The organism is Desulfogranum marinum (assembly GCF_963675105.2).
Classification (GTDB): domain Bacteria; phylum Desulfobacterota; class Desulfobulbia; order Desulfobulbales; family Desulfobulbaceae; genus Desulfogranum; species Desulfogranum marinum.
Map to the genome: position 1 here is coordinate 167,658 of NZ_CAXXRO010000004.1, position 26,555 is coordinate 194,212.

26 protein-coding genes are annotated in these 26,555 nt (G+C 46.7%); 20 read left to right on the forward strand and 6 right to left on the reverse strand.

Features of this window, described 5'->3' with window-relative positions:
* Positions 1-37 precede the first annotated feature (37 nt).
* On the reverse strand, positions 38-217 hold the full coding sequence (locus tag ACHZCY_RS09560) for a hypothetical protein (protein WP_319548736.1): 180 nt from the start codon (positions 215-217) through the stop codon (positions 38-40).
* A 140-nt stretch (positions 218-357) separates the two neighbouring features.
* On the opposite strand from ACHZCY_RS09560, the gene ACHZCY_RS09565 reads away from it, so the two are divergent.
* From ACHZCY_RS09565 to ACHZCY_RS09580, 4 genes are all read left to right on the forward strand, one after another.
* Positions 358-1,194, forward strand: a complete 837-nt coding sequence (locus ACHZCY_RS09565) for an MBL fold metallo-hydrolase (protein WP_319548737.1) — start codon at positions 358-360, stop codon at positions 1,192-1,194.
* Positions 1,195-1,615: 421 nt separating this feature from the next.
* Positions 1,616-3,235: a fumarate hydratase gene (locus tag ACHZCY_RS09570; RefSeq protein WP_319548738.1), complete on the forward strand. Its 1,620-nt coding sequence runs from the start codon at positions 1,616-1,618 to the stop codon at positions 3,233-3,235.
* Between the two features lie 67 nt (positions 3,236-3,302).
* Positions 3,303-3,839 (forward strand): LOG family protein, encoded by a 537-nt coding sequence (locus tag ACHZCY_RS09575; protein ID WP_319548739.1) that lies wholly within the window; start codon positions 3,303-3,305, stop codon positions 3,837-3,839.
* Positions 3,840-3,860: 21 nt separating this feature from the next.
* The gene (locus ACHZCY_RS09580; protein ID WP_205222816.1) at positions 3,861-4,235 is read left to right on the forward strand and encodes a PilZ domain-containing protein; all 375 of its coding nucleotides are present in this window, start codon (positions 3,861-3,863) and stop codon (positions 4,233-4,235) included.
* A gap of 48 nt (positions 4,236-4,283) precedes the next feature.
* Here ACHZCY_RS09580 and ACHZCY_RS09585 read toward each other — a convergent pair whose 3' ends face one another.
* Positions 4,284-5,192: a DMT family transporter gene (locus ACHZCY_RS09585; RefSeq protein WP_319548740.1), complete on the reverse strand. Its 909-nt coding sequence runs from the start codon at positions 5,190-5,192 to the stop codon at positions 4,284-4,286.
* A 144-nt stretch (positions 5,193-5,336) separates the two neighbouring features.
* Here ACHZCY_RS09585 and ACHZCY_RS09590 point away from each other — a divergent pair, with 144 nt between their 5' ends.
* Entirely contained in the window at positions 5,337-5,621 is a 285-nt protein-coding gene (locus ACHZCY_RS09590) for a hypothetical protein (RefSeq protein ID WP_319548741.1), read from the forward strand.
* 1,918 nt (positions 5,622-7,539) lie between these two features.
* A complete protein-coding gene (locus tag ACHZCY_RS09595; RefSeq protein WP_394713426.1) occupies positions 7,540-7,800 on the forward strand; it encodes an excalibur calcium-binding domain-containing protein in 261 nt (86 codons plus the stop codon).
* Positions 7,801-7,881: 81 nt separating this feature from the next.
* Here the strand turns inward: ACHZCY_RS09595 and ACHZCY_RS09600 are convergent, their stop codons facing one another.
* The gene (locus tag ACHZCY_RS09600) at positions 7,882-8,091 is read right to left on the reverse strand and encodes a rubredoxin (protein ID WP_205222821.1); all 210 of its coding nucleotides are present in this window, start codon (positions 8,089-8,091) and stop codon (positions 7,882-7,884) included.
* 288 nt (positions 8,092-8,379) lie between these two features.
* Positions 8,380-9,009: an NAD(P)/FAD-dependent oxidoreductase gene (locus ACHZCY_RS09605; RefSeq protein WP_319548743.1), complete on the reverse strand. Its 630-nt coding sequence runs from the start codon at positions 9,007-9,009 to the stop codon at positions 8,380-8,382.
* Positions 9,010-9,442: 433 nt separating this feature from the next.
* Between ACHZCY_RS09605 and ACHZCY_RS09610 the strand changes: the two genes are divergently transcribed.
* The 14 genes from ACHZCY_RS09610 to ACHZCY_RS09675 all read left to right on the forward strand — a co-directional run bounded on the left by ACHZCY_RS09610 (position 9,443) and on the right by ACHZCY_RS09675 (position 23,662).
* A complete protein-coding gene (locus ACHZCY_RS09610) occupies positions 9,443-9,952 on the forward strand; it encodes a hypothetical protein (protein WP_205222834.1) in 510 nt (169 codons plus the stop codon).
* A 286-nt stretch (positions 9,953-10,238) separates the two neighbouring features.
* Positions 10,239-10,487: a GlsB/YeaQ/YmgE family stress response membrane protein gene (locus ACHZCY_RS09615; protein ID WP_205222835.1), complete on the forward strand. Its 249-nt coding sequence runs from the start codon at positions 10,239-10,241 to the stop codon at positions 10,485-10,487.
* A gap of 458 nt (positions 10,488-10,945) precedes the next feature.
* Complete coding sequence (locus ACHZCY_RS09620) at positions 10,946-11,113, forward strand: YqaE/Pmp3 family membrane protein (protein WP_205222836.1); 168 nt, start codon at positions 10,946-10,948, stop codon at positions 11,111-11,113.
* Positions 11,114-11,167: 54 nt separating this feature from the next.
* On the forward strand, positions 11,168-11,989 hold the full coding sequence (locus tag ACHZCY_RS09625) for a nitroreductase family protein (protein WP_319548744.1): 822 nt from the start codon (positions 11,168-11,170) through the stop codon (positions 11,987-11,989).
* 61 nt (positions 11,990-12,050) lie between these two features.
* Complete coding sequence (locus tag ACHZCY_RS09630) at positions 12,051-12,278, forward strand: hypothetical protein (protein ID WP_319548745.1); 228 nt, start codon at positions 12,051-12,053, stop codon at positions 12,276-12,278.
* Positions 12,279-12,354: 76 nt separating this feature from the next.
* On the forward strand, positions 12,355-12,951 hold the full coding sequence (locus ACHZCY_RS09635) for a GDSL-type esterase/lipase family protein (protein ID WP_319548746.1): 597 nt from the start codon (positions 12,355-12,357) through the stop codon (positions 12,949-12,951).
* Between the two features lie 12 nt (positions 12,952-12,963).
* Positions 12,964-13,722, forward strand: coding sequence for a DUF364 domain-containing protein (locus tag ACHZCY_RS09640; RefSeq protein WP_319548747.1), 759 nt, complete (start codon positions 12,964-12,966; stop codon positions 13,720-13,722).
* 169 nt (positions 13,723-13,891) lie between these two features.
* Entirely contained in the window at positions 13,892-15,184 is a 1,293-nt protein-coding gene (gene tyrS, locus ACHZCY_RS09645) for a tyrosine--tRNA ligase (protein WP_205222841.1), read from the forward strand.
* Between the two features lie 188 nt (positions 15,185-15,372).
* A complete protein-coding gene (locus tag ACHZCY_RS09650; RefSeq protein ID WP_319548748.1) occupies positions 15,373-15,738 on the forward strand; it encodes a NifB/NifX family molybdenum-iron cluster-binding protein in 366 nt (121 codons plus the stop codon).
* Positions 15,739-15,807: 69 nt separating this feature from the next.
* The gene (locus ACHZCY_RS09655) at positions 15,808-16,728 is read left to right on the forward strand and encodes a homocysteine S-methyltransferase family protein (RefSeq protein WP_319548749.1); all 921 of its coding nucleotides are present in this window, start codon (positions 15,808-15,810) and stop codon (positions 16,726-16,728) included.
* Positions 16,729-17,030: 302 nt separating this feature from the next.
* Entirely contained in the window at positions 17,031-17,933 is a 903-nt protein-coding gene (locus ACHZCY_RS09660) for an endonuclease/exonuclease/phosphatase family protein (protein ID WP_205222844.1), read from the forward strand.
* Between the two features lie 28 nt (positions 17,934-17,961).
* Entirely contained in the window at positions 17,962-18,312 is a 351-nt protein-coding gene (locus tag ACHZCY_RS09665) for a DUF5329 family protein (protein WP_394713396.1), read from the forward strand.
* Positions 18,313-18,546: 234 nt separating this feature from the next.
* The gene (locus ACHZCY_RS09670; protein ID WP_319548750.1) at positions 18,547-19,752 is read left to right on the forward strand and encodes a methyltransferase domain-containing protein; all 1,206 of its coding nucleotides are present in this window, start codon (positions 18,547-18,549) and stop codon (positions 19,750-19,752) included.
* 739 nt (positions 19,753-20,491) lie between these two features.
* Positions 20,492-23,662 carry a DNA translocase FtsK gene (locus ACHZCY_RS09675; protein WP_319548751.1) on the forward strand — a complete coding sequence of 1,057 codons (3,171 nt, stop codon included), beginning with the start codon at positions 20,492-20,494 and terminating at the stop codon, positions 23,660-23,662.
* 179 nt (positions 23,663-23,841) lie between these two features.
* Here the strand turns inward: ACHZCY_RS09675 and ACHZCY_RS09680 are convergent, their stop codons facing one another.
* Both ACHZCY_RS09680 and ACHZCY_RS09685 read right to left on the reverse strand, forming a co-directional pair.
* Positions 23,842-25,722, reverse strand: a complete 1,881-nt coding sequence (locus tag ACHZCY_RS09680; protein WP_319548752.1) for a VTT domain-containing protein — start codon at positions 25,720-25,722, stop codon at positions 23,842-23,844.
* A gap of 7 nt (positions 25,723-25,729) precedes the next feature.
* The gene (locus ACHZCY_RS09685) at positions 25,730-26,152 is read right to left on the reverse strand and encodes a rhodanese-like domain-containing protein (protein ID WP_205222848.1); all 423 of its coding nucleotides are present in this window, start codon (positions 26,150-26,152) and stop codon (positions 25,730-25,732) included.
* Between the last annotated feature and the right edge of the window lie 403 nt (positions 26,153-26,555).

Below are 26,555 nucleotides of genomic sequence, written 5' to 3' on the forward strand. Positions count from 1 at the left end.
TGATGCAGCTCTCCTATTTTCAGGAACGTCAACATCTTTAACAGCAGCTCCTCCTTCCTCCTTTTGCCCATCTTCCCCTCTTTTTCTGTTCTTCCGGGGAAACAATGACAGCATAGCGGTCTTGGGTATCTTCTTCTACAGCATCAAAGAACATCATCTGCAGCGTAGCACTTCTGCCTGCCCTGCCGGCTTCTTTTTTGAGAAACGTAGGGCTCACCGACGACCCCAGTTGCAAAAGAAAAAAAGCAAAAAGTTTTTTTCATCATGCTCTCTTAAATAATAAAGGGTAGTTTAATCGGTGAAAATCATAATTAATGCCAGTAGGCTTAACACCAGAGCCATAAGGAGGACAAGTAGATGCAATGTGAATGTACGGTGCTATGTGAAAATTCAGTTGCCGGCTCATTAGGATTCATCGGCGAGCATGGATGGGCTGTCCACATCAAAGCGGGCGACAAAAATATTTTATTTGATACCGGCCAGGGATTAGGGCTGATCCATAACAGCAAACTCCTGGATATTGATCTGAAAAAAATAGACGCCATTGTCATCAGCCATGGTCACTATGACCATACTTCCGGGCTGCCGGATGTCCTACACATGACAGGCAACAAACAAGTATTTCTCCACCCGGATTGTTTCACCAACAGATACTGGACCAAGGATGGCGAGTGCAGAGAAATCGGCATTCGCTACAAAAAAGAGTACCTGGAATCACTGGGTGCTGTGTTTGTGCCCAATACCCAGTTGACCGAAATAGCTGATAATGTATTCCTTACCGGCGAAATACCTCGAGTCTCTTCATTTGAACAACCTGACCCCTTCATGAAAATAAAAGGCCCGAAAGACGAATGGCAACAGGACAACCTTCTCGATGATCAATCCCTGGTGATGCGTACCGACAAAGGACTAGTCATCATTCTTGGCTGTGCCCATGCCGGCTTGATAAACATCCTTACCCATGTCAACAAACAGTTTCCAGGAGAGAATATATATGCAGTCTTTGGTGGGACTCACCTTGGCTTTGCCGATGATGAGCAGTTCGAGGCCACGGTAGCAGCACTTGACGACTTCAGTATTCAAAAGATAGGTGCTTCCCACTGTACCGGCCTCAGCAACACTGCCAAATTGCACCATCGATTCGGTGAGCGTTTTTTCTTCTCTTCAGTAGGGTGCCGATTCAATTCCGACTGAGACCAATATGAATCATCATTCACCGCCATTATCCGGTTTTTCCAGGAAAAAATAACTTTATTCAGCCTGCCTCTTGCCTTTGTCCCGCGAGCGGAGTAAAAAAGGATGGCTGTGAACGTTAGGTTCCATTATCTCCCATATATCGGGAGATAATGGCCCGACGTCATGTTGTTTTCTAGTGCCCGGCCACAAATGGTATTTAGGCCCGACAGCAGCGTTATGCTTACAATTTTATCCTCGCAGGTACGCGGAGACTCCGATATCAAACATATGCCTGTGGTAAAATTGAAAGCATGCCTTGCTTTCAAACCAAAATTCTCATTTCCGGCAGACACTATCTAAAAAGGGGGGTGAACCTTTTTGAATATCCCGGTTTGTAAACAACCGGTTCCACTTTATTCAACGAACAAGGAGTAACATCATGGCAGACTTTGTGTACCAAGATCCGTTCCCACTGGGAAAAGATGAAACCCAATTCAGAAAGCTCGAAGGGTCTGAAAAATACGTTTCTGTAGAAGAGTTCAATGGTGAAAAAGTGCTGAAAGTTGCACCGGAAGGCATCAAAGAACTGTCCAACACGGCAATGCGTGAAGTATCCTTTTTACTCAGGCCGGCTCACAACGAAAGTGTTGCGAAAATTTTCAGCGACCCTGACGCCTCTGACAATGACAAACAAGTGGCTCTGGCAATGTTGAGAAATGCGGAAGTCTCTTCAAGCTTTGTCCTTCCTTTTTGTCAAGACACAGGTACGGCGTGTGTTGTTGCGAAAAAAGGCCAGAATGTATGGACAGGATGTGACGATGCCGAGCAGATTTCAGCAGGGGTCTACACCACGTATACCGAAGAAAACCTGCGTTACTCTCAGAATGCCCCGTTGAACATGTATGATGAGGTAAACACAAAGTGCAACCTGCCTGCACAAATTGATATCTACGCGACGCAAGGCGATGAGTACAAATTCCTTTTCATTGCCAAAGGTGGCGGCAGTGCCAATAAAACCTATCTCTATCAGGAAACAAAAGCATTGCTCAACCCAGGAACTTTGAAAAAGTTTCTGATCGAAAAAATGAAAACCCTGGGCACCGCGGCTTGTCCTCCTTACCACATCGCTTTTGCCATTGGTGGCACCAGTGCTGAATCCAACCTGAAGACAGTCAAACTTGCTTCCGCCAAGTACCTTGACAATCTCCCCACCAGCGGCAATGAGCATGGTCGCGCGTTCAGAGACCTGGAACTTGAAGCAGAGCTGCTTGAAGCTGCCCAAGGACTTGGCCTCGGTGCTCAGTTCGGCGGTAAATACTTTGCCCATGACATCAGAGTCATCCGCATGTCTCGTCATGGGGCCTCCTGTCCTGTGGGTATGGGCGTGTCCTGTTCCGCAGACCGTAACATCAAGGCCAAGATCAACAAAGACGGTTTCTGGCTTGAACAAATGGATGCAAACCCTGGTCGTCTGATTCCAGATGAATACCGAAATCGTGATTCATCACAGGTGGTCAAGATCGACCTGAACCAGCCCATGGAAAAAGTGTTGGCGGAATTGACCAAGCATCCGGTTTCAACCGCACTCTCCCTGACTGGAACGATCATTGTTGGTCGCGATATCGCCCATGCCAAATGGAAAGAGTTGCTTGACAGCGGCAAACCATTGCCTGAGTACCTGAAGCATCACCCTGTTTACTATGCCGGCCCGGCTAAGACACCCGAAGGTAAGCCTTCCGGTTCTTTCGGCCCAACCACTGCCGGCCGTATGGACTCCTATGTGGATCTGCTTGAGAGCAAAGGCGGTGCAATGGTCATGATTGCCAAAGGTAACCGTTCTCAGCAGGTAACAGATGCCTGTAAAAAGCACGGCGGATTCTATCTTGGCTCCATCGGTGGCCCTGCAGCACTGCTGGCTGAAGAGAACATCACCAAAGTAGAATGCCTCGATTATCCTGAATTGGGCATGGAAGCAGTGTGGAAAATTGAAGTTGTGGACTTCCCTGCTTTTATCCTGGTTGATGATAAGGGCAATGACTTCTTTGAAGGATTGTTATAATATAGTGTAATAGATTACTAGTCCCGGCGGATTTCTCTGCCGGGACTTTCCCTTCATTGGTTACACTATGGATGATCTGAAGACTTCCGAAGCCTGGCGGATTTTCCGAAGCCTGGCGGAATTAACAGACGGCATTGAATCCCTTAACGATATCGGCCAAGGCGCCTCGTTTTTCGGAGGTGCTCGTTTTAAAAAAGATTCACCCTATTACCAGGCTGCAATGCAAACGGCCTCCCTGCTCACTGCAAAGGGATTAACCATTATCACCGGCGGCGGGCCCGGCATCATGAAAGCTGCTAACCGTGGATGCATTGAGGCTGGCGGCACCTCTGTCGGGCTCAATATTGAGCTCCCCCGCGAGCAACATCCCAATCCTTTTCAAAGCGTCAGCCTCAATTTTCGTTACTTCTTTATTCGCAAACTCATGTTTGTCCGCTATGCCATGGCCTCTATCATTTTTCCCGGCGGCTTTGGTACCATGGATGAATTTTTCGAATCTCTTGCCCTGATACAGACAGCAACATATAAACAAAACACCCTCACCGCAATTGCGGCACAGCGCTGTTTCTTTTTCAACAGGCAACAGAATCAACTATTTCAATAATCACCATAGAGAGGCTAGCTGATGGCGTCTGAAAAAAGAAAATTCACTCGTATCCCGCTCCCATTTGAGCTGACTCTCATCCTTGAAGACGGCTCCTCCCACAAAGTAAATCATTTTGATAACGTCAGTGTAGGGGGTTGCCTGGTCTCACTGCAGCCCGAATATGCAGATCACACAACATGTACCGTAAAAATAGAGCTAGGTCAGGATCAAGAACAGGAGCCTACCATCCTGGCCCATGGCAACATTATCCGTCACAATGATCACCAGCTGGCAATCCAGTTTACCTCAATAGACCCTGACAGTCTCTTTCACTTGCAAAATCTTATCCGATACAACTCGCCGGATCCCGACAGGGTAGACAGTGAAATACAGCTGCACAAAGGGATACTGTAAGGCTTTTAGCTGTTGAGTGATCACTAGGACAACGCTTTACGGATGTAATCAATGGACTGCCGTTCTTTTTCCCGGGAGTATAGCCGGACCGGCGACAAGCAGCACTATCCCTACAAAAAGCAATCCCATCCCAAAATATTCCATGACCATTAATCGTTCGTGGAGGACAGCGATCCCCAAACATGTTGCGGTCAGGGGCTCAGCAAGGGACAGGGTAGCGGCAGTACCGACATTGACATCTTTCAACCCTTTGGCAAACAACCAATAGGAAACGGCGGTGGTCATGATACCTAAGTGGAGCGCCACAAGCAGTCCACCGGACGAAAAGATCCAGGAAGCATCATAGAGAAACAAAAAAGGTGCCAATAAAACTGCTGCCAAAGAAAAAACCAGAGCAACGACCGCATCCGCAGCACACTTCTCAAGCAGCCCCTTCATGGTGACCGTATACCCGGCATACGAAAAGCCGGCACCTGCGGCAAGGAGTATACCATTAAAATCGGCGTGCAGCCCCTTTCCCGGCAACACCAGCAACAGACAACCAGCCACTGCCATCAGGGTGGACAGGCCCCACACAATTCCCAGCCGTTCCTTACGAATAAAATATCCTAAAATACCAGCAAAAACAGGCGCGCTGCCTATGGCAACCATTGTTCCTACGGCGACACCTGTCTTGGCAACGCCTGAAAAAAAACACAGCTGATACGCTGCTACAAAAAAAGCAGAGACGCCAACCAGAAATACCGACCACTCACCCTCTTTTCGAAAAGAGCCACGGAAAAGAGAAAAAGCCAGCAGCGCCAACCCGCCAACAGCCAGCCTGGCCGCTCCAACAGATAGTGGATTCGCTTCAGCCGGCGCCAACCCCTGGGTAGTCCCGGTCGTGCCCCAAAGCATTGCGGCCCCTAGAATAAGCCAGACACCCGCGAGTTCCTTCTTTTTGCTATGTGTTGACAAAAAAGCCTCCCTTTCTCCACTTCACCAAAAAAAAAATTCCTTCCCTCTCTTGAGCAGCCTTTACTTACCTTATTACGGGAACAGGGTAAAACTTTTTCCCCGGGAAGGACCAATTAGAAAGAAATTGTGGCATAACGTGTGTCTATGTCAAACCACAATAATAATGTTTCATCGCTTCCCGAAAAATATGCTGCATATAGGCGACAGGCATATATTGATGCACTACTTGCCGGCACTCACAATCTGGCTGCTGGTTTTTGTGTTAATGGTAAAATACAGGAAACGTTTGCCCTTTTGGCTTTGAGGTGGCTTCAATCTAGTATACATAAGGTTCCTTATACGATAGATCATATGGGCCAATATAACCGGGTTCTCGACAGCAAAAAAGGAATGGAACGACATCGCAGTGTAGACTCGCCGAAGTTATGATCGGAAAGGGTGCTTGAAGAAACGAAAAATGGAGGGCTATTTAATGAATAACAAATGTAACTATTCAGCGAAGATCTAAAAACTGTCAATTTACCCCGAACTGTAACTTTTCAGCAGTGCTCCAAATGTTCACAAGCTGACCGATTAGCAGATAAGCCCCGACTTCGGTACATCGGTATGCTGAGCGGGCAGATCGTGGAGAGTTGGGGTGCTGCTGAATAGTTACTAACAAATAACCTCGCTTTCCCCTCTGTCGGTAACTGGTTAGCAACGTTCCAGAGGCGTACAATCATCCGGGATTACGAGTAATACTCCTTTTTCCTGACTGATCGTACGCAAAGGTGAGTATAGACGCCGTGAAGTGCAGCTCAACAGTTACCCGAAACAGCTCATAAACACTTTTCTGATTACGTACAAAACTCAGCCAATTCTCTACCGAAACAGACAGGGGACTGATTTTATTTCTCTTTTAAACCCGGGAGACAGATCGAAGTCTTCGCTATCTAATTTTCATAAAAAACCATGAAAAAAAGATAGCGTAGACTTCGATCAGTCCCCTACCTAAGTACTGAGAAATTTAGGTAAGCGAAGACTCCGATCTGTCTCCCGAGTCCCCAAAAAAATGGCTGAATTTTATGGGTAATCAGAAATACTTTTGTATCCCATAAACACATGACGCTATGATCGCACTGAGTAAATAGACATTTAAGGAAAACATACCACTAAACAGAGAGGCCCCGAGCACCTGTAGCCGCTCGTTAAAAGAGGCATCACCGCGGACAATTCTATGCTCTGCAATACCCAGGCTTATTGTCGGCCGTTTTTTGTATAAAACTTTTGTGAACGCCGACAAAAATGCTCGTATGGTTAGAACTGCTAACAGTACAGGCCATGCTATCGATACCCACTCCATGTTGCCCTCCTTTTGTTTTTTACCTTCCCCCACAACTCAAACAAAAAACCAAGCACAGCAATACGCAACGCATACCAATAAATTTACAACTTGCCATACTCAATGGCAATCATTGATTTTATACGAACAGCCGGCCCGAGGAAGGGATGCGAAAAGGAAGATCCGACAGCGTAGGAGCAGCAGAGAGTATACCGCTCTAAAAATCGTAGAAAAATAGTCCTCGCCTTTTTCAAGTACATTGCAACAACGGCGTGAGAGAGACGAACACCGAATATTCACTGTCGAACTCCAGGCTTTACAACGGTTAGCAATCCTTTTACTCTCCCTAAAAAAAACAGCCCTCCACAGAAATCCGGAAACAATATCACCAACAAGAAGCATACAATGAACATCAGCAAAAAATATTTTCTTCATTTCGCATGGGTTTTCGTCGTTAGCCTCCTCCTGGCCACAGCATCGCCTGCGACCACAACCTTTCACCTCACGACCACAAACGCTGTACACGATATTGAATGTGATTACCTGGAAATTGACAACAATCAGGTCATGTGTACAGCCAACAACCTCCTTATCACCTATGATCTCACCAAAGTAACAAGTGTGAAAGTCATGTCACCGGACAAATCGTATTATACCCAGCGCTTCACCCCGGAGACGATAACTAAAATCAACAGTCTCAATTATGAAAAATTATCCGGCACCAAGGCAACACATGCTGAGACCTCGCCTCTTTCAGCGACAGCTCACCACTTATCCCTTGACTCTTTCCAAGAGTTCTTCCAATCGTTAAAAAAGCGATACACCAATCAGATTGCCACCAGCACGTTGCACCTTATCCTGGTAGGGGCAGGAGTTGTTCTATTTGTCATTGGCGGTATCTGGTACATCATTGAAACATTTCGCACAGGCATTGTATGGGGCCTGAGCTGCTTGTTCCTCCCGCTTGTTTCCTTGATTTTTCTTTTTGTGCATTGGAAAGTTGCAGCTAGACCTTTTTTGGTATCAATGCTTGGTATAGCACTGCTCGTTTCGGGGACACTCTTTGTGCCTGCAAGTGAGGCCATCCCAAACATTCATACATCGCTATCGACTCAACGGGTAATCAAAAAGGCAACCTCTGGGACCTATCAATGCAAGGGCAAAGTGTATTGTTCGGAGATGACATCATGTGCCGAGGCAAAATTCTATCTGCGCAATTGCCCCGGCACAAAAATGGATGGCAACCATGATGGCATTCCCTGTGAAAAACAATGGTGCAATGAGTGAAAACGAACAAAGCCAATCACTTTGCGCGTGATTGGCTTTGTTCAGCAACAAAAAAATATACATTTTTCAATGAAGAACGAATTAAATACCATCCTCAAGAACAGAACCCGGCCCGGCTAACGGTCTAAAAGTTTTCTTGGATGAACCGCAAAAAGGACATTGCCAATCATCGGGTAAATCCTTAAAAGCGGTGCCGGCAGGTGTATTTGTTTTAGGCTCTCCTTTATCTGGATCATAAACATAGCCGCAATTGCTTACCTGACATTGATACATATCTTTAGGGTCAGCCATTTACTTCCTCCTCTTATGAATTTATCTAAAGGATCACTGATCAAACACTAACAATATTTATTATCAACAACAAGCCTAAAAAGACTCGTAACTATTTAGCCTGGATTTCTCATCAGTTCAGGCAGTGCCAGGTTCAAAGTTTTTGGTAATGAATAGGTAAGCGTAGACTCCGATAGTCGCCTATATTCATTGCCAAAATACTGAAGAAAATGGTGCTGGATGGACTGACCTTTGGTGAACATTGTGAAAAACTTTCAACTTCATCTTAGTTTGTATAACATATAAAAATTATTTGTAATTTGACAGATTGCCACAATTTTCATGAGGAATTGGGTTAGAAGCAACCAGGTCCGATACCCTATCAAATCGTTCTACTTCAAACCCGGCAATCCCAACCTCTGGTTTTTTACCCTGCAGCAGTGCGCTGACAACCTGGCCAACCATTGGCGAAAGGGCAAAACCATGTTTGGAGAAACCGCAGACATGGAACAAACCCGGCACCTTGTTTGAGTACCCAATAATTGGAAAATGATCAGGGGTTTCACCATCAAGCCCTGCCCATGAACGAACAATGGTTATATCATCGGTGACAGCAAAAAGATCGTAGGCGACTTTGGCGCAGGCCTGCAGTTCATGAAAATTCATACGGGTGAGCCCTTTTTCCATGTCAACATCTGCCAGATAACCACCACAGATTAACAAGGTTCCATTTCGTGCCTGATTAAACCACAGCTTTCTCCCCTGTACGGCCACAAAGGGATGCAGCAATCTCGGCATTCGTGCTGTAACTAAAACACTTGCGCCAACAGGCTCAACAGGTAACGTATCACCAATCATATGGGCCAGCTTACCTGCCCAGGCACCAGCGCAATTGACAACCTGCTCTGCGTAGAGTTTGCCTTGCGAGGTGGTATGCACACAAAATCCATTTTCAACTTTCAAGCAGGCTGAAAAGGCATTTAATTAAGACACTCCTGCTACTCTCGGTAATGATACAGGATTACCCCTGCCACTTCTTCCTCAAACGCCTCTCCGAACAAAACATTGAGCCCTCACCGTTCCCACTACCTCGGCAAAAAAATCACCACGTCTGAGCACAGACAATTTCCTCATACCTTGAAAAACAATTGAATTATACGGATGACAGCTGTATCGTTCAATTCATTGAATTTATTCTATAAGTGTCATTTTCAACCACAATGTAGCAGACCATTAAGTTCTCTGTGCAAGGACAATGCATGGCATTGCAGCGAGTCAAGAGACAATCACTGCATTTTTCCCTTCCTTAAAAGCGAGAGTGTCTGCATATCGCGTGAAACATGTTGAGCGATAAATCAGAATAGGAATCATCATGTGTAACAACACACACTTCGTTACCTCTTTTCTACTGGCTGGTCTATTGAGCAGCCTCTTATGCACACCGCTTTCTTCCTCAGCCGGCAACCAAATGACCCCAGGCGACCCTATGGTCAAGATCACCACAATGCCTACAACTCTAGATCTAAACAAGACCATGGCGAAGATAAGTGCGGACGTAGTTAAAGAGACTGGGCTACCTGAAACGTTTGTGACCTATTACTGGCAATTTTTCCAAGACATGTACTGTCCTGGATGTGAAAAAGCTGGTGTAAAAGAGGTTGTCTTCATTGACCTGTACACACCTGGCTTTCTGGACAGTAAGGATAGGCAAATCTTTATGACCAGCTTAGCCAAAGCAATCGCCACTCACACTCCATATGGAATCAAAGACATCTATCTTCACACCCACATAGCCGAAAAGGACCAATTATTTATCATGGGTGATATAATTACCAATTGGAAGCAGGTTGGAGGCCCGGACGACGGTAGCGACATTAAATAATGAAGCAACCGTTAGAGTTCAAATAGAGTGGAAAGATGTTGACTTTGACCGGGGAGGATTTTCCTACGTATTCTGTGTAGAAACCTTCACAGAAAGTAATGATAATTTGCAGAGACTGCAGACCGAGTTGACATTACCAGAGATGATCTTTATTCTGATATTTACAACAGTACTGTTTTTCTGGTGGCTGATTATTGCCCCACAGTAAACAGGAAAGTTGGACTCTTCGTCTGATTGCAGTTCCATTGGAATGGGACTAACATTTACGCTCCCTTAGGAGGAAAGGATGGGAATCTTATCATGGATAATTATGGGACTGATAGTTGGTGCTTTGGCAAAAATGATAATGCCCGGTGATGATCCCGGTGGATTCATTGTCACTATCCTGATAGGAATAGCTGGTGCCTTTGTAGGAGGATTTATAGGGTCAAGACTTGGCATCGGTGATGTTACCGGCTTCAATTTTGGAAGTATTGGTATCGCAATTGGTGGAGCAATTCTGCTCTTATTTGGATATCGACTCATTAAAAAATAATCCGGGGCATCTCTTTTGGTTTAAGTCAAATTCGATTTTCTCGTGCTTCCTTACCTTAAACCGCCTGAGTTCCATGTAAATTTCAGTTTCTTTTTTCAGGCAAGGGTAACCCGTCGATCATCGCATGCCGGTCAGGCAATGTCTAGTACCAGGAAAAAAGCTCTGCTTGAGGATAATTTAGAGACAAGCCACAGTAAGCAGCGAAGTTTTGGTGGCTAGCATGGTGGCGGTTTTAACTCAGCCCCATGAGCTTTTAACGTAAATCCTGTAAAGAGCACCTCGCTAACCCCGCACTATACTAGGCTAAAAATTCAGTGCATTGGGAGTAGGCATGCCAAATTGTTTTATTTGCGCCCTGGTCTGACAGCTCTTCGTATATTTCCTGTTTATATCTGATCTCTAAAACTCCAGATATCTCCTATAAATATTGCAAACCACAACTCCAAGAGGAAACAAAAATGAACGACATCATAAAAATAATATGTGCGATTATCCTCCCACCGCTGGCAGCTTTTCTCCAGGTAGGGTTTGGTAAACATTTTTGGATTAATCTCGTGCTAACATTTTTAGGTTTTATACCTGGAATGATTCATGCCATCTGGATAATTGTGAAGAATAAACAATAAATAAACAAGCAGCATTGATTTGCACGGTACGACAACAATACCCAGAGGGCGAACATGTTTTTAACAGTTGATTATTCCAAATGTAACCAGGACGGTCTTTGCGCACTCGAATGTCCTGCTAAAATCATTGCGATGGATGAGAAAGGTCCCGTGGTGATTGAGGGAGGCGAAGATACGTGCATACACTGCGGGCATTGTGTTGCTATATGCCCAGAGGCCGCGCTCAGGCTTGACTTTCTCTCACCAGAGGCATGCAGAGTGGTGGACGAGAAGCTGCACTTACCACCTGATCATGTTGACCATTTTTTGAGATCACGACGATCCATCAGGACCTATCGAAAAAAGGCGGTTCCACCGGATGTGCTCGAAAGATGTCTCTCTCTAGCAGCTGCAGCTCCGACAGGGAGCAACAGGCAATCAGTCAAATGGCTGGTAGTGCATGATAAAAAGGATGTGCAGACAATAGCTGCGCATGTCATTGACTGGATGCGACACGTCCTCACCCATGCTCCTGAAATTGCTGCCCGTCTCAATATGCAAAAACTGATTGAGGCATGGGAAGCAAATATTGATCGAATTTGTAGGGATGCCCCTCACCTCATTTTTGCATATGCGTTAAAAGAAAACGGTATTGCCAAGGCGGATTGTGATACTGCCATCGCCTATTTGGAACTTGCCCTTCCCTCCTTTGGATTAGGCAGTTGCTGGGCAGGATATGTAACGTTCGCGGTTACTCAGTGGCCTCCGCTTGCCGCCTTTCTCGGTGTACCAGATGATCACCAGGTACATGGGGCGGTTATGGTGGGGTATCCTAAATTTACCTACAAGCGAATACCTCCGAGAAACAAAGCTAACATCGTCTTCTTTAAGGAGTAGGCGGGAAGAGCAAACAACAACTTGCCGATCGTAAATTTGACCTACAAAATGAAGAGGATCCATGGCTGAGTATACCGAAAAGAAATGTCCTGAATGTGGCCAACAATTACGGTTTCCAAATGACATAGGGGGAATGCTTATGGCCTGTCCTTCATGTGGGCAAAAATTTTCTTCTGACTTTAAGCTGGGTAACGCCAAAGGAAACGCATCTCAAGGAATAGTAATAACAGTCTTTGAAATGCCGTATAAGATAATGAGCAAGTTTGCCCGGTTTTTTCTTTCTAAATAATTAGGCCATCTTGCAAAGTAAGCACCACTTGTCGAAGACCGCTATACTTGTAAGAGAGGCTACCAAGGGGAGTACAATGAAACAATTAGCCTGTATGGGAGACAGCATCACCGAGGGGGCAGATTTTGTTAAAGGCCACACCTGGCCTGCTCTTGTTGGCAATGCCTGTGCTCTGGATGTTACAAATTTCGGCATCGGCGGTGATACCACGCCAGGGATGCTTGCCCGGTTTTACCCGGAAGTGATACAGCTCAAACCCGACTATGTGTTTATTATGGGCGGCACAAATGATCTGTGGTGGGATTGGGAGGTGAAAACAATCCTGGGAAACATCTTTTCAATGTGTTTTCAGGCGAGATACCATGACATCACCCCGATTATCGGCCTGCCGATACCTGTTGACGTGGAATCTGCCAGGAATACTGATTTTTCCGGTCCGCTTCAAGGGTATGAAAGAATGACGGAAATGCTGACAGAGCTGGTTGACAAACTTACCACCTATGCTACCGACAGTGAAATACCTGTGGTTGATGTACACCGACCTTTCCTTGGCGACGATCAACAAGCTATAAGCACTATGTATCTGGATGACGGACTCCATCCCAACCAGAAAGGACACCAGCTGATTGCTGCCGGCATCATACGCTCCTTGAGAGAAATATTTCGTTTTTAAAAGAGGTTAGTCATGAATCACACAATTCCACAAAAAATCATCAACTTAATGGCCCCTGTCGCAGAGGAGCTTACCGTGGCCGATGTACGTATCGGGCTGGTGTATACAAGCGTGCGTCTTGATAACGGCAACACAGGCGTTGCATGGACAGGTCAAAAGAGTTCAGGCGGCTGCGGCCAACAACCAAAAGCAGGAACACTTGTCGGCAGACCGGCTGGAGAACTGCTGCAAATGCTGGACATCGCCGATAGTCCCCTTTCCAAAACAATCGGTCTTGCCACTGCCAATGCCCTTACAGCGGATATTCCCAGTCCGGAAACGGTTTCCGATGAGATTTTAGAACTTATTGATATTCAGCCATCTGAGCATGTTGCCATGGTCGGTTTTTTTGGCCCATTAGTACCACGTCTTCGCCAAACCGGCTGCCGGCTAGATATCCAGGAACTGAAAAACGACAAACCCGGCACCATTTCTCCTGATGCGGGTCGCTCCTCGTTGGCCGCATGCGATGTTGCCCTCATCACTGCCACATCCATAGTCACCGACACCATAGATGAAGTGCTTGCCGATCTCGGCAATGCCCGTGCCGCAGTTGTCCTGGGCCCTTCATCCTTCATGCATCCAGAGGTTTTCTTCGGAACACCGGTAACCCATATTGCCGGGGCCAGGGTACGGAATCCGTCAGCTGTGGAAAAGATTATTTCTGAAGGCGGTGGAACCAAGATCCTGAAAAAGCATATGGATTTTGAAACCATATGCCTTAATCCCTGAAACTTGCATCCTGTATTGACCGACAACCTTCTCAGAACACCTTCCTAGATCAGCAAAGATGGGCAGGACAAATAGACACTTACATGGTATAGAGTAAGTTTTTTCCCAGATCGAATATGGAGTCATCTTTCTCAACAACCATCAACAAATAACTTACGATTACAGAACAATGAATTTTATCGAAGAATTAACATGGCGTGGCATGATCCACGACATGAAGCCAGGAACCGAAGAACAACTCCAAAAAGAGATGACATCAGCCTATATTGGGATTGATCCAACTGCTGATTCGCTCCATATTGGTCACCTGGTAAGCGTGATGATGCTCAAACATTTCCAGATCGCCGGCCATAAGCCATTAGCGCTTGTCGGGGGGGCAACCGGGATGATCGGCGATCCGTCGGGGAAATCGTTAGAACGCAACCTGCTCGACGAGAAGACTCTCCGTCATAACCAGGAATGCCTGAAAAAGCAGCTCGCCAAATTTCTCGATTTTGAATCAGACGCACCCAATGCCGCTGAGCTGGTAAACAATTACGACTGGATGAAAGACTTCAGCTTTTTGGACTTTATCCGCGATATCGGCAAGCATATTACCGTCAATTACATGATGGCCAAGGACAGTGTAAAATCCCGTTTGGGCGAAGATGCCAAGATGGGAATGTCCTTTACCGAGTTTTCCTACCAGCTGGTGCAGGGAACCGATTTTTTACATCTATACAAAGAAAAAAACTGTAAATTGCAGATGGGCGGATCTGACCAATGGGGGAACATCACCACCGGCACAGAGCTTATCCGTCGCAAAGAAAGCGGTGATGCCTTTGCCCTTACCTGCCCGCTCATAACCAAAGCTGATGGCGGTAAATTCGGCAAGACGGAAAGCGGTAACATCTGGCTTGATCCCAAACTGACCACACCCTACAAATTTTACCAGTTTTGGTTGAATGTGTCTGATGCCGATGCAGAGAAATATATTAAAATTTTCACGCTTCTCAGCAAACAAGAAATCGATGAACTGGTAAAAGAGCAGGAAGCTGCACCGCATCTTCGGCCATTGCAGAAACGGTTGGCAAAAGAGGTGACCTGCATGGTTCATGACGAACAAGAGTATGAGAAGGCTGTGGAAGCCTCTCAGATCCTTTTCGGCAAAGCAACCACAGAAAGCCTGGCAAAGCTGGATAAAGAAACGTTCCTGGCAGTGTTTGAAGGCGTACCGACTTTTGAGATTGACCGGGCCAAACTCGATGCCGGCGTACCGATCATTGAATTACTTGCCGCAGAAACGGCTGTTTTCCCTAGTAAAGGCGAAGTGCGCCGGACGATAAAAGGAAACGGACTCAGCCTGAACAAAGCAAAACTGACTGATCAGGACTACTCGGTCAGCACCTCGGACCTGATCAGTGAAGCATACGTGTTGGTGCAGAAAGGCAAGAAAAATTACTATATTATCGAAGCGGTTTAATCTGTTCTAGCCTTTTTAAACTTTTTGCAGGCTACCTCGAAATATTGCTCCACCTCTAACAATAACGCCCTGCGGTATTTGCCTCAGGGCTTTATTGTTTCTACATTTCTTTTTAAAGCACTTGAGCAGAAAAAAAGACTGCCGCTCTCCCTCACAACGAACCCTTTTAAAGAATACAAGGACCACTCATGAACATTGCCATAACAGCAGACGGCGCTACTCTGGACAGCACCGTTTTTAATAAATTTGCCGAAACACCGTATCTGCTTATCGTTAATGTTGATACCATGACATGCACCCCCATCGCGCATACCTGCAGCCCCGGCTCAGATGAGGAGCTGGCGCAGACCGTTCTGAAGCATCGATGTGAAGCGGTGATTACAGGCAAATTCGAGAAAAGAGCTTTTAATGTGCTGGCAGATGATGGTGTCACCCGCTATGCTGCCGCAGATATGTCTGTACGCGAATCCCTGGAAAAAATGGATAAAAGACAGTTGGAGTTTATCCGCAATCCAGATGGCACAGCCACCTGTTCCGGTGACCATCATCATTAATGGTCACCTGTTATCGTTCTGGTTTGCACGAGATAGCAACCCACTGTCCCTCTATAAGAATAAGCTGATATGGAAAACAATACCGCCACAGATACGGTTACCCTGCTTGATGGGGGTATCGGCAGACAGCTCTTACAGATGGGGGCACCGTTTCGGCAGCCGGAGTGGTCAGCCCTCGCCCTTATAGAGGCACCACATTTCGTGCGCCAGGCTCACGAGCAATTCGCCCTTGCCGGCAGCGACATCTTAACCACCAACAGCTATGCCGTTGTTCCCTACCATATAGGCAAAGAACGTTTCGTAGCCGATGGCTCTTCCCTGGCAGCTCTCTCCGGCCAACTGGCACATGATGTAGCCACACAGTTTGGTTGTCAAGTCGCAGGCTCATTGCCTCCTCTTTTTGGCTCTTACAGGCCGGATCTCTTTGTGGAGGAGAAGGCGCACGCTCTGTTGCGGGTACTGGTCGATGCGCTCGATCCTTATGTTGACCTGTGGCTTGCGGAAACGTTGAGCGCAATAGCCGAGGCAAAGGTAGTGTTGGATATGCTGCTAAACGACAAGCGACCCGTTTGGATTTCCTACACGCTTCAAGATGGTAATCCATCGCCGGCGGGTAAGCCTCAGCTCCGCTCCGGCGAATCGGTGCCCGATGCCGTACAATTTGCAGCTGAACATGGAGCAGCAGCAATCCTTTTTAACTGCAGCCAACCGGAAGTTATGGCACCGGCAATTGATGCCACCCAACAGGAGCTACACCATCTGGGGATCAATCTGCCGATTGGTGTATATGCCAACGCATTCCCTGCCCAACGCAAGGATGCACAAGCTAATTTGTCCATCCAGGAAGTCCGTCAGAATATCGATCCATCCGGCTATGCAGCATTTGCTGCTGGCTGGCACCAACAGGGAGCAAGGATTATTGGTGGATGTTGTGGTATTGGCCCGGAACATATTGCAGTCCTGCATACGATGTTTAAAAAAAATGTGTAACCTCTCAGCAGCAACTCTTTTTTAAACGTGTTCATTGGGTACGTTCCTCTTATCACATAGAAACCTGTCCTCAAGCGGTAAAAAATCGTTAACCACGAGAAAAAAATATAACCAACCACGTTGAAAGTGATTAACCTATCACCTTGTATTCCCGAACTAACAAGGTGAGAACAACCGAATAAAAAAAAATTATATAACATAAAGAAATTCCACAACTCTTTGCAAACCTTTCTCCAATAAAGTCCGTTGTCAGCAAAAACCAAGAACCCTATCCAGGCTCCTGTCAGGAAAAGTAAAATGCCATGCGTGATGTATCTTTAACACCTTTCAGAACCTATTATTTTTACCTGTGGCTTATTGTCGGCTTCATTGCTCTTCTCCTTTTTACCAGCTGTGCCTCCATTGCTCCCACAGAAAGACTTTTCCTTGGCCAAAACAAGAGTTTGCTTGCTGTCACGGACGGTACTTGTAACAAAACCAGCCTTCCACCTGCGAGCTGGATGGAAATGAATGCACAACAGGCGCTAGATCCCAATACAATATCTCTTCTTGGTTGGAATATATACAAAGGACAACGGGAAGGCTGGCAAAAGGATTTGTTGGAGTTCAGTACAGTGGCCGATATTATCCTTCTGCAGGAAACAGTATTAGACGATGTATTAAAGGATATTTTTGATGATCAAGAAATGTACTGGAGCTTGAATAATGGGTTCAGATATAAAGGCAGGGAGGCCGGTGTCTTAATCGCTTCTAAAATACAGCCATTGAGTCAATGCGGCATGCGGCACCCGGAGCCAATCACAGTTATCCCGAAAACAATCCTGATCAGTCGCTTCAGCATCCAGGGGACCTCGGAAGAACTGTTAGTGGCAAACATCCATGGTATTAACTTTAGTACAGGACTTGGTAGCTATACAGAGCAATTGATGTCTTTGCAGGAGGTCCTGCAAAGACATCAAGGCCCCATTGTACTGGCTGGTGATTTTAATAACTGGAGTGAAGGGAGAACCGCGGTAATAGAGCAATTGACAGAGGCACTTTCTTTGAAACCATTACTCTTTTCACAGGGGAAAAAGACGCTTTTCCTGGGCCAACCACTTGATCATATCTTTTACCGGGGACTTATACCCGTTGCAGCCAATATTCAATCTGTAGAGACTTCAGATCATAATCCCATGATGGTGACGTTCAAAGTCTCCCAGTAAAGATGATAATTGCGAGGTGAAAAATACTATGCACTATGCTATCGCTGCTCTTGTCGTGTGTCAGACCGTTTTATTCTCTCACGTTTGCCGGGCAGATGAACAGGAAATACAATACTTGCTGACCACTCTTTCCACGAGCGAATGTACCTTTTCAAGAAATGGCAAACAATACCAGGCTGCAGAGGCTTTCAGTCATTTACAGAAAAAGTATTCGCACGTGAAAAAGCGTATCCATACAACGGAAGATTTTATAGAAAAAGTGGCAACAAAGAGCAGTTTATCCGGAAAAAAATATGAGGTAAATTGTACAGAAACAACTCGACCAGCAGGTAAGTGGTTGTATGAAATTTTGTCTGACTACCGAAAAAAAGGACAATAGAATAATAGCTGATTACGTAAATTAGCCAGTCTCTTACTTCTGAACCAATGGCAGAATTGGCGCACAAGCACGTATGGTAGTTTTCACTATCCTCTTCCCACCAAAGCGCACCCGTTGCAATAGCCCTGTTTCTTGTTAATTTTATAGTAGTAACGAGTGAGAAAAAGCGTCTGTATGCCTACTGGCTGAAGGAAGCTACTAAGAGACCTGCAAATTTAACATCCACAATCAACTATGGAAAATAAATCAAATCGAGCGGCAATGGAGTTTTCCCTCAATTATCAAAGCAATGTTGCCACACATACCGACAGATGGTTCGTTGAAAAAATAGACTTCTGGCGGGACTTCTTTCCGGGAAATATGGAAGAAGGCGTTAAAAACCTCCATGAGCATGAGACATACTCGGAAAATTTTGCTCCGGGAACCCTGGTTCCTCCTTTTTTGGAACGTAATATAGTTCAGTTCCCAAGTAAACTGTTTGCAATGCCGGGAAGCGGAAAACCAATACCTCCGTCTCCCGGCAGATTTTATCCAAAAGGATTTGCCTGGAAAGGCCTCAATACATTTCCCGAAGATATGACCCCATGCAGGATAGTTGATGTAACGGAGACGACCCTGACAGCAGACATCAATCACCCTCTTGCCGAATTTGCCCTCACCATTGAGGCAAAACTTAAAAAACATCTCAATCCAGTTACTCAGCGGGGTGGATCGATACACGATATCGCCGAACTGATAACCGCAGACGGGCCGGGAATGCAAGTCCCGTCCACTTCGTTTAGAGACGTTCTTGCTCACCACTATCCCTTTGGCAGAGAAAACGAAGCAGATGATACTTCTTTTTACGCTTCTCCGCGGCTCGTGCATCATCTTGATCAAACGGCACGTCAGCATGTCCAAAACACCTACCAGCGGCTGCTGAAACCAGGAGAAAAAATACTCGATTTAATGAGTAGTTGGCAATCACATCTACCGGATTCACTTCGAGATTGTGATGTCACTGGGCTTGGTCTCAACGAAGAAGAATTGAGGCAAAACAAACAGCTTTCAAGCTATACACTGCACAACCTGAACAACCACCCTGAACTGCCTTATCCAGATCAGTCTTTTGATGCAGTTATTTGTACGGTCTCTATCGAGTACCTGTCTCAGCCTTACGAGGTGATGAAGGAAATCAGCAGAGTGCTGAGAAAAAACGGAACCTGTATAATTATCATCTCTGATAGATGGTTTCCAGGCAAGCAAATACTGCCGTGGAGCGATCTCCACCCGTTCGAACGGCAGGGCCTGGTTGTCGACTATTTCATCAGCCGGAAATCTTTTTCTCACCTGCAGACGGAATCCATTCGAGGCTACCCGAGACCCGTTGATGACGCTCACTTCATGTCAATGCGGTATGCTGACCCAATCTTTGCGGTCTGGGGAGTGAAAACGAGTTAACTAAACATCCTCGCACATGTATCGCAGCAGACAACATCACATACAGTTAAACAATAAATTACATGCGTCAAGAAGCGTGTCAAAAAGATAGATGAGCCTGTGGATTTACTAGATTTTTATTCAATGTCAGGTTAGCGAAGACTCCGAGAGATTGGGCGAAAAGGCAGTAAATCAACTGGCTCCTAGATTTCCACCTCAAACCAAGGCATTTACAGAAATCAATGTCGAGGTGGCGAAAAAGAATTTTCTCCGCCAGCCACCTGTTGCCATTTAAAATCAACAGCACTCTCACTCCATTACATTTTGGACCTTGTTTTTTAAGTTGTTTTCATAGAATGAGCTTGATATCCTTGTAGGAAGAAAGGCCTCAATCTTGAGTATAATGCTGGACAATACTGTCTTGATTGCGGTCGAAACAGAGCCGGTTATAGTGGCTTATTTTTTATTTCACAGCGCATCCCTTTTATCCCGAAAAGGTCTCGTTGCCCAGCCCAGAGCAATTCGAGCTAAGGGGTGCGAGCATTATGCTGCAATATCCCGGCACTGTTGAAAAGTCTTTGGCTTTTGAAGCATAATACTGCACCGATTATGTAGACATCGAGGACAGCCGCTTTCCTCCCTGTATTTCCTCTCCGAAGAAACCTTTAGCGTGCAATACAAAAATCGGCAGGAGCGTTGCGTCCAGAGGGACAAAATGCAGGCGGCTACTCATATAATTTACTCAACTGTAGGTAGTAACGTGGCAATATACGAATATAGTCTTGAAAAGGATACCCTGATAATCCGAACAGGACATGGCCAATTCAAGTACAAAATAGAGAACGCAGAATTGCTGAATATGGCAGATAAAATTGCCAGTGAGGTTATCAGCGAGCTGCAAAGAATTGATCACGGAAAACGCTCGATCAGGGATGACTTGAGTGATTATGCGAAGCTGATGCTCGCCACACTCAACATTTGCGAAAAACATATTACCCTGAAAAACAAATACGAGCAGCTAAACCAGACCGTTAAATCAATGAAGCAGGTACTGTCCAACCTGGATCCTGCAAATGATCCAGTGGCAGCAAAACGTCCAGAGCAGAGCTCAAAAACAAAGTATACGCCCGTCCAGCCTGGTACAAAACCAGACCCATCAAAAGTAGTCCAAGATCGCCCCAGCGAAACCAGTACCAACAAGACAAATCACCAGCCGAAAACCTACATTTCCGGACAGTCGGCTCATCCGGCAACTACATATACGAAGACAGATATTGCACCCGCCACAGTTTCAACCGCCCCGGCAATCAAACCCGACAAAACAGCCACCACCACTTCGCCGATAGATCCACGACCTGCTAAAACCAGCGTTTCCCCTGCTCCCAGCGAAGCAATTGAGAAGAAAAATGTCTCTAGTGCCGAACAAACTGCAGACACAGGTCCGTCTTTAAGCAAGGAGAGGCAAAGCTCTTTAGGAAAGGACAACTCAAGGGAACCATTTCCATCAATCAATCCTTCGGCATACCACCAAGCCGGAGCTGTGGCTAAACGCACCTTACAATCAACAGCGGATGCACTGCCCACGCACCTTGCTCCAGATGTCCCACTGCCCCCCTCACCAACAGCACCCCCAGAGAAACAGCAAAAAGCCGACCAACCTGCGCATGCCGGTGGGGTTACCCAAAGGTTAGCCTCCAGCGACGGAGAAATGACTTCTGTCTCCAACGACGCTACATCTACCCAAGCCGTCCAGGACTCCACAGTTCCTGAAATGCCGGTACAACTGGAGAAGGATGAGAAAGAGGAAAAAATTGTACCCTCCCGACAAGAGAAGAATTCGGTGCTCGCAGCAAGCCATGACAAAAGCGATAGTATTGCAAAACAGTGGCCTCGCAAGCCATACCGGCATACGCCTTCTTCCCATCAATCATCATTACCTAGCTCATTGCCGGGCCAAGCCGTTTCTCCGCCACCAGCAAATAATTCCGCCCACCAGGGTGTATCTCATCCTTCCCTGTCTCAGGGGAGCAAAGCCCCAGAGGAGAGGAACAACGCCAAATCAATCTCTTCACCGGTTGTCAAAAAATATTCAGTAACCGCTGCCACCGGCTCGATAACAAATGACTCCCAGGTGAAAAAAGAAGTCTCCGCGGAAAAAATAGCGGAAACTTCTCTACCGTTACCTGACTCTGCCGGACGGGATCCGGTATTAAGCACTGAAAAAACGGCGCTCACAGAAAAGCCCATTACCCCGGAACCAGACAAGAAGGACAGCCTTACAAAGCAGCCCCTGTTAGCCTCTCTTGCCGAGGAGGAGCCAGTATCAACGCCCACGGTTGTCCCTTCAGCTTCCTTTTCGTCAGCCGAAGACGACTCTGAAGAAACGAACGAAGGTACTCCAGCTCCACCCTCGTCATATATCATAAACACTCCTGACCAGACCAATAATCAACCCTTGCCTGCAGAAACACCTTTCTCCGATGCAGGAGAATACGTACTTCCTCAGCTTTCTTTTCTCAAAAACACCAGTAGCGAAAGCGAAATTGATCGAAAACGAATCCGTTCAGACGCTGAACTTCTTGAGAAAAAACTCGGCTATTTCGGTATTAAGGGCGAGGTCATGGGTATCTCGCCGGGACCGGTCATCACCACCTATGAATACAAACCGGATCCAGGGATTAAGATCAGCAAAATTGTTAACCTGGCTGATGATCTTGCTTTGGCCCTGAGTGCTTACAGTATCCGTATCGTAGCCCCCATTCCCGGCAAGGATGTGATGGGCATTGAAATCCCTAATATCAAAAAAAGCCTTGTCCCTTTTATTGATATCGTCACCTCCGAAGCGTTTACCCAGTGTCCCTCAAAAGTACCCATTTGTCTGGGCAAGGACATTATCGGCAACCCGGTTGTGGTGGAACTTGAATCCATGCCTCACCTCCTCATTGCCGGGGCGACTGGTACGGGGAAAAGTGTAGGCCTCAATGCGATGATCACGAGTATCCTTTATAAGGCATCGCCTGACGAAGTAAAATTTCTGATGATTGACCCCAAACGGATTGAGCTCTCATTTTATAATGATATCCCTCACCTGTTGACCCCGGTGATCACAGATATGAACAAGGCCAATATCGCCCTTCAATGGATGGTTCGAGAGATGGACAGGCGCTATAACCTGCTGGCCCACTTCCAGGTCAGGAATATTGAGCAGTTCAACCAAAAACTTGTCACGTCCTCATCCCCCCAGTACGATGAAGATGGAGAGAGGCTGGAACCTCTCCCCTTTATTGTCGTCATTATTGACGAATTGGCAGACTTGATGATGACCGCTTCCCGGGACATAGAGTTTTCCCTGACCCGCCTTGCACAAATGGCACGTGCTGCCGGCATTCACCTGATCCTTGCGACCCAGAGACCTTCGGTGGATGTACTGACCGGCATCATAAAAGCTAATTTCCCAACAAGGATCTCGTTTCAGGTCTCTTCAAAAACAGACTCCCGAACTATTATCGATTCCAATGGGGCGGAAACGCTGCTTGGTAATGGGGATATGCTCTTTGTGCCTCCGGGTACAGCAAGACTGACCCGAGTGCACGGCACCTATCTTTCCGAAGATGAACTCTCTGACATTACATCATTTATAAAACAACAGCGAAAACCTGAGTACATCTTTGACGTGATCACTGAGCAGGAGCCCGACGAAAGCGATTCCAGTAGTACTATGGATGATGAATATGATGAAAAATATAATGAAGCTCTGGAGGTGGTACTCACCACCCGTCAAGCATCAATATCCAGCATTCAGCGAGCCTTAAGGGTCGGGTATAACCGCGCAGCCAGAATCGTTGATCTCATGGAAAAGAAAGGGGTTGTCGGCCCTTCGGACGGCGTCAGACCACGCAAGGTGCTGACGAATAATGTGAATATGATGTAAAAAACCATGGGACAAAGGGATTGACGGAATCGTCCACCTTGGATGTGGTATCAACCCTGATTTCTGATTAGTTCAGGCGTGCCGGGTTGATAGTGCTGTATGAACTGACCTTCGGGCTAAGTTCAAGGCCCTGCTGATAAAATTTATTGTTGCTATGCTGCTGTTCAGGCGGGGTGGTATTATCTCTGCCGATTAGAGGTTACGGAGAGAGCAGGATCTTTTTGTAGTCTTCTTTTCAAGCGGAGTCGTTGCAAATAGGTGAATGGCGCATGAGTTGCCGATTTTTTGCCTGGCCCTGTTGCCTCGGGCAAAAAGAGCAGGTCGGCAATATGGAACGTTGGCATGATCCGTTCGAGGAAACTACAGCAGCCGGCGCAGTAGGTTACCACTATGCGACCTTGGCTTTCCTTTGCTCGCATGTTTGCCCAGCCCTTGGCAAAGGAAGGACGGACGGCATTCACCGTGCCCCCTTCACCGCAACAGAGCGTGCGACGGCCCCGGTGCTTCATCTCGACTTGCTCCAGGCCCAGACCGGTCACCAGTCGACGTACGGACTGCTGCACACCATCAGCATCTCGCATAGAGCAGGGATCGTGAACACTCACCACGTTCCATGCGTTTACCATTGGTACAGCTGCCTGTCCCACCTCCAGAACCTCGTAAACTGTCTGCACTTCCAGGCCTTCACCATACTGCTGAAAAATCTTATAACAGTTTGGACAGGCAACCAGAACACGCTGGACTCCTTGCCGCTGAAGGCTTTGGCGCAACGTATCAAAAGCTGCGACAAAGTGCTCTTGCCGCCCAAGATCGTGGGAGGGTTTACTACAGCAATTGAGCACCATTCCAATTTTTGGGATGGTACGCTGTAGATTCTCAAAGATGCGAAGTGTGGTTGCCATGCGACTACCGGGCAGATTACAGCCGGGGAAGAAGACGGTATCACAGCCATTGGGGATTCCCTGCCAGGAGAAAAGCTTCGATCTTCCAACGTTCTCGTAGTTGAGAATTTTGCGGTAGGTCGATTCGCTGAACCGACCGCTTGTAACGCATGCCCTTCGCAAGTCCAGAAAGAGTTTGCCCGGGTCGAGTTTTTCCGGACAAACTGCAGTACAAAGGCCGCAAAGACTGCATTCGTAAGCCATTGCCTGGGCTCCCTCATCGGTAAAATCATAATTTGCAACAATTGCTTTGGGGGTGCCGTAATGGCTCAGGAAGGCACAATTTTTAACGCATGCCCCACATTCGCTACAATGATTTTCAATTTCGGCTAGCTGGTTGGATATAGTTGCCGGAAGCACCGATGGTTTGGTTTTCGCCTGTTGCCGTTGTCGGCTCGTTTGTCGTGTACTTCTCTGCCAAACAAGCAAGCGTTTGGCTATGAGCGGGAAAAGACCTATGAGACCAAAAGCGACCAGCAAACCGGGCGATAAAATTGCAGCCGGAGAATCTATCAGTCCCAATTGGTTGCCGGCATTAACAAAAAGGAATGTTCCCGGCAGCATGCCGAGTTGCGAAACCCAATAAAAAGTGGTCAGACGAAGTGTTGTCAGCCCCATGACCAGGTTGATGATAAAAAAGGGAATGACCGGCAGCAGTCGGAGAGAAAAAAGATAAAGAGCACCCTCATTATGTAAGCCGACATTGACCCGTTTCAGCTTGTCGGCAAATCGCCGTTGCACCATATCCCGGAACAAATAGCGGGAAAGGGCGCATGCCATGGTTGCCCCGATGGTGCTGGCAAAGGACACCAGCATGGTCCCGGCCAAGGTGCCGAAAATCGAGCCGGCAACCAGGCCGAGCACGGCTGCTCCTGGGAGGTTGAGGATTATAACGGGCAGGTAGCAGGCGAGAAAACCACCAACCACCAGCCAGGGACTTCCGGCATAAAGCTGCTGGAGCGCTAACTGGTGGGATTTGACCGCAGCAAGTGTCAGTTCATAATGCAGGCCGGTACCGAAGAAAACCGAAAAGGCTATGACGATCCCCAGTATCAGGATCCCTTTCAGAACCATGCTTGAGAAAAGCGATTTCTTCGCTTGTACCTGGGGTAAATTCATGAATGACTTACTTCGCCTCGGTGGCGAAAGGCCAATTGTCTACGCCTTTCTCAAGGATCAGCAACCGGTTCTCAGCAACGCCATTGGCTTTGTAAAAGTCATAGGTTCTCTTGGCACCTCCACCGCCCCGAGGGCAGAGGACAATTACATCATCCTGGCTCTTGCGAATCTGTGGCAGCAAGCGGCTCAAGGACGCACGCTCTTCATCGGTTTTCACCGGGTAGGCATTTGTTTCAATCGAGCCTGGGATGTGCGCTTTGGCAAATTGCTCAACCGGACAGATATCAACCAGGATCATGGGTGAATTTACCTCGATGCGTTTTTGCAGATCGTCAGGGGAAATAAAGTTGTATTTGCCGGACAGAAATGCAGAAGCGGTTGACGCACAAAACAGGAATGCGACAAGACAGAACAAACTTTTTTTTAACATTTTTATTTTCTCCATTTTATTTTTCATTAGTTGCATACAGAAGGTTTGACGGCGACTTCCTTCGCACCAAGCTACGATTAGTAGCACAGATTACCCTATAAGTAAAAAAGGTAATACCTATCTAATGACGATGTTTTATAGCTTATAAGGATAGAACCGGCATCGAGCAGATTGCCTACAACACCTTTGCCATTGTTGTGTCCCGAAAAAGTAAAATCATCCTCCAAGATGGGAAAAAGATGAGGAAAAAATTCAACACGATGAAACAACATCGTCCCGATGCAACGTTCGCTCTCAAAACCACAGCTCCGACCTGCAGCAAAACAAAAGCTTTTATCGAGAATGGGAGATTTGTATTATCCCTGTGCACCAAGAGCGCCCTTAAAAAACGGCAGGCGACCAT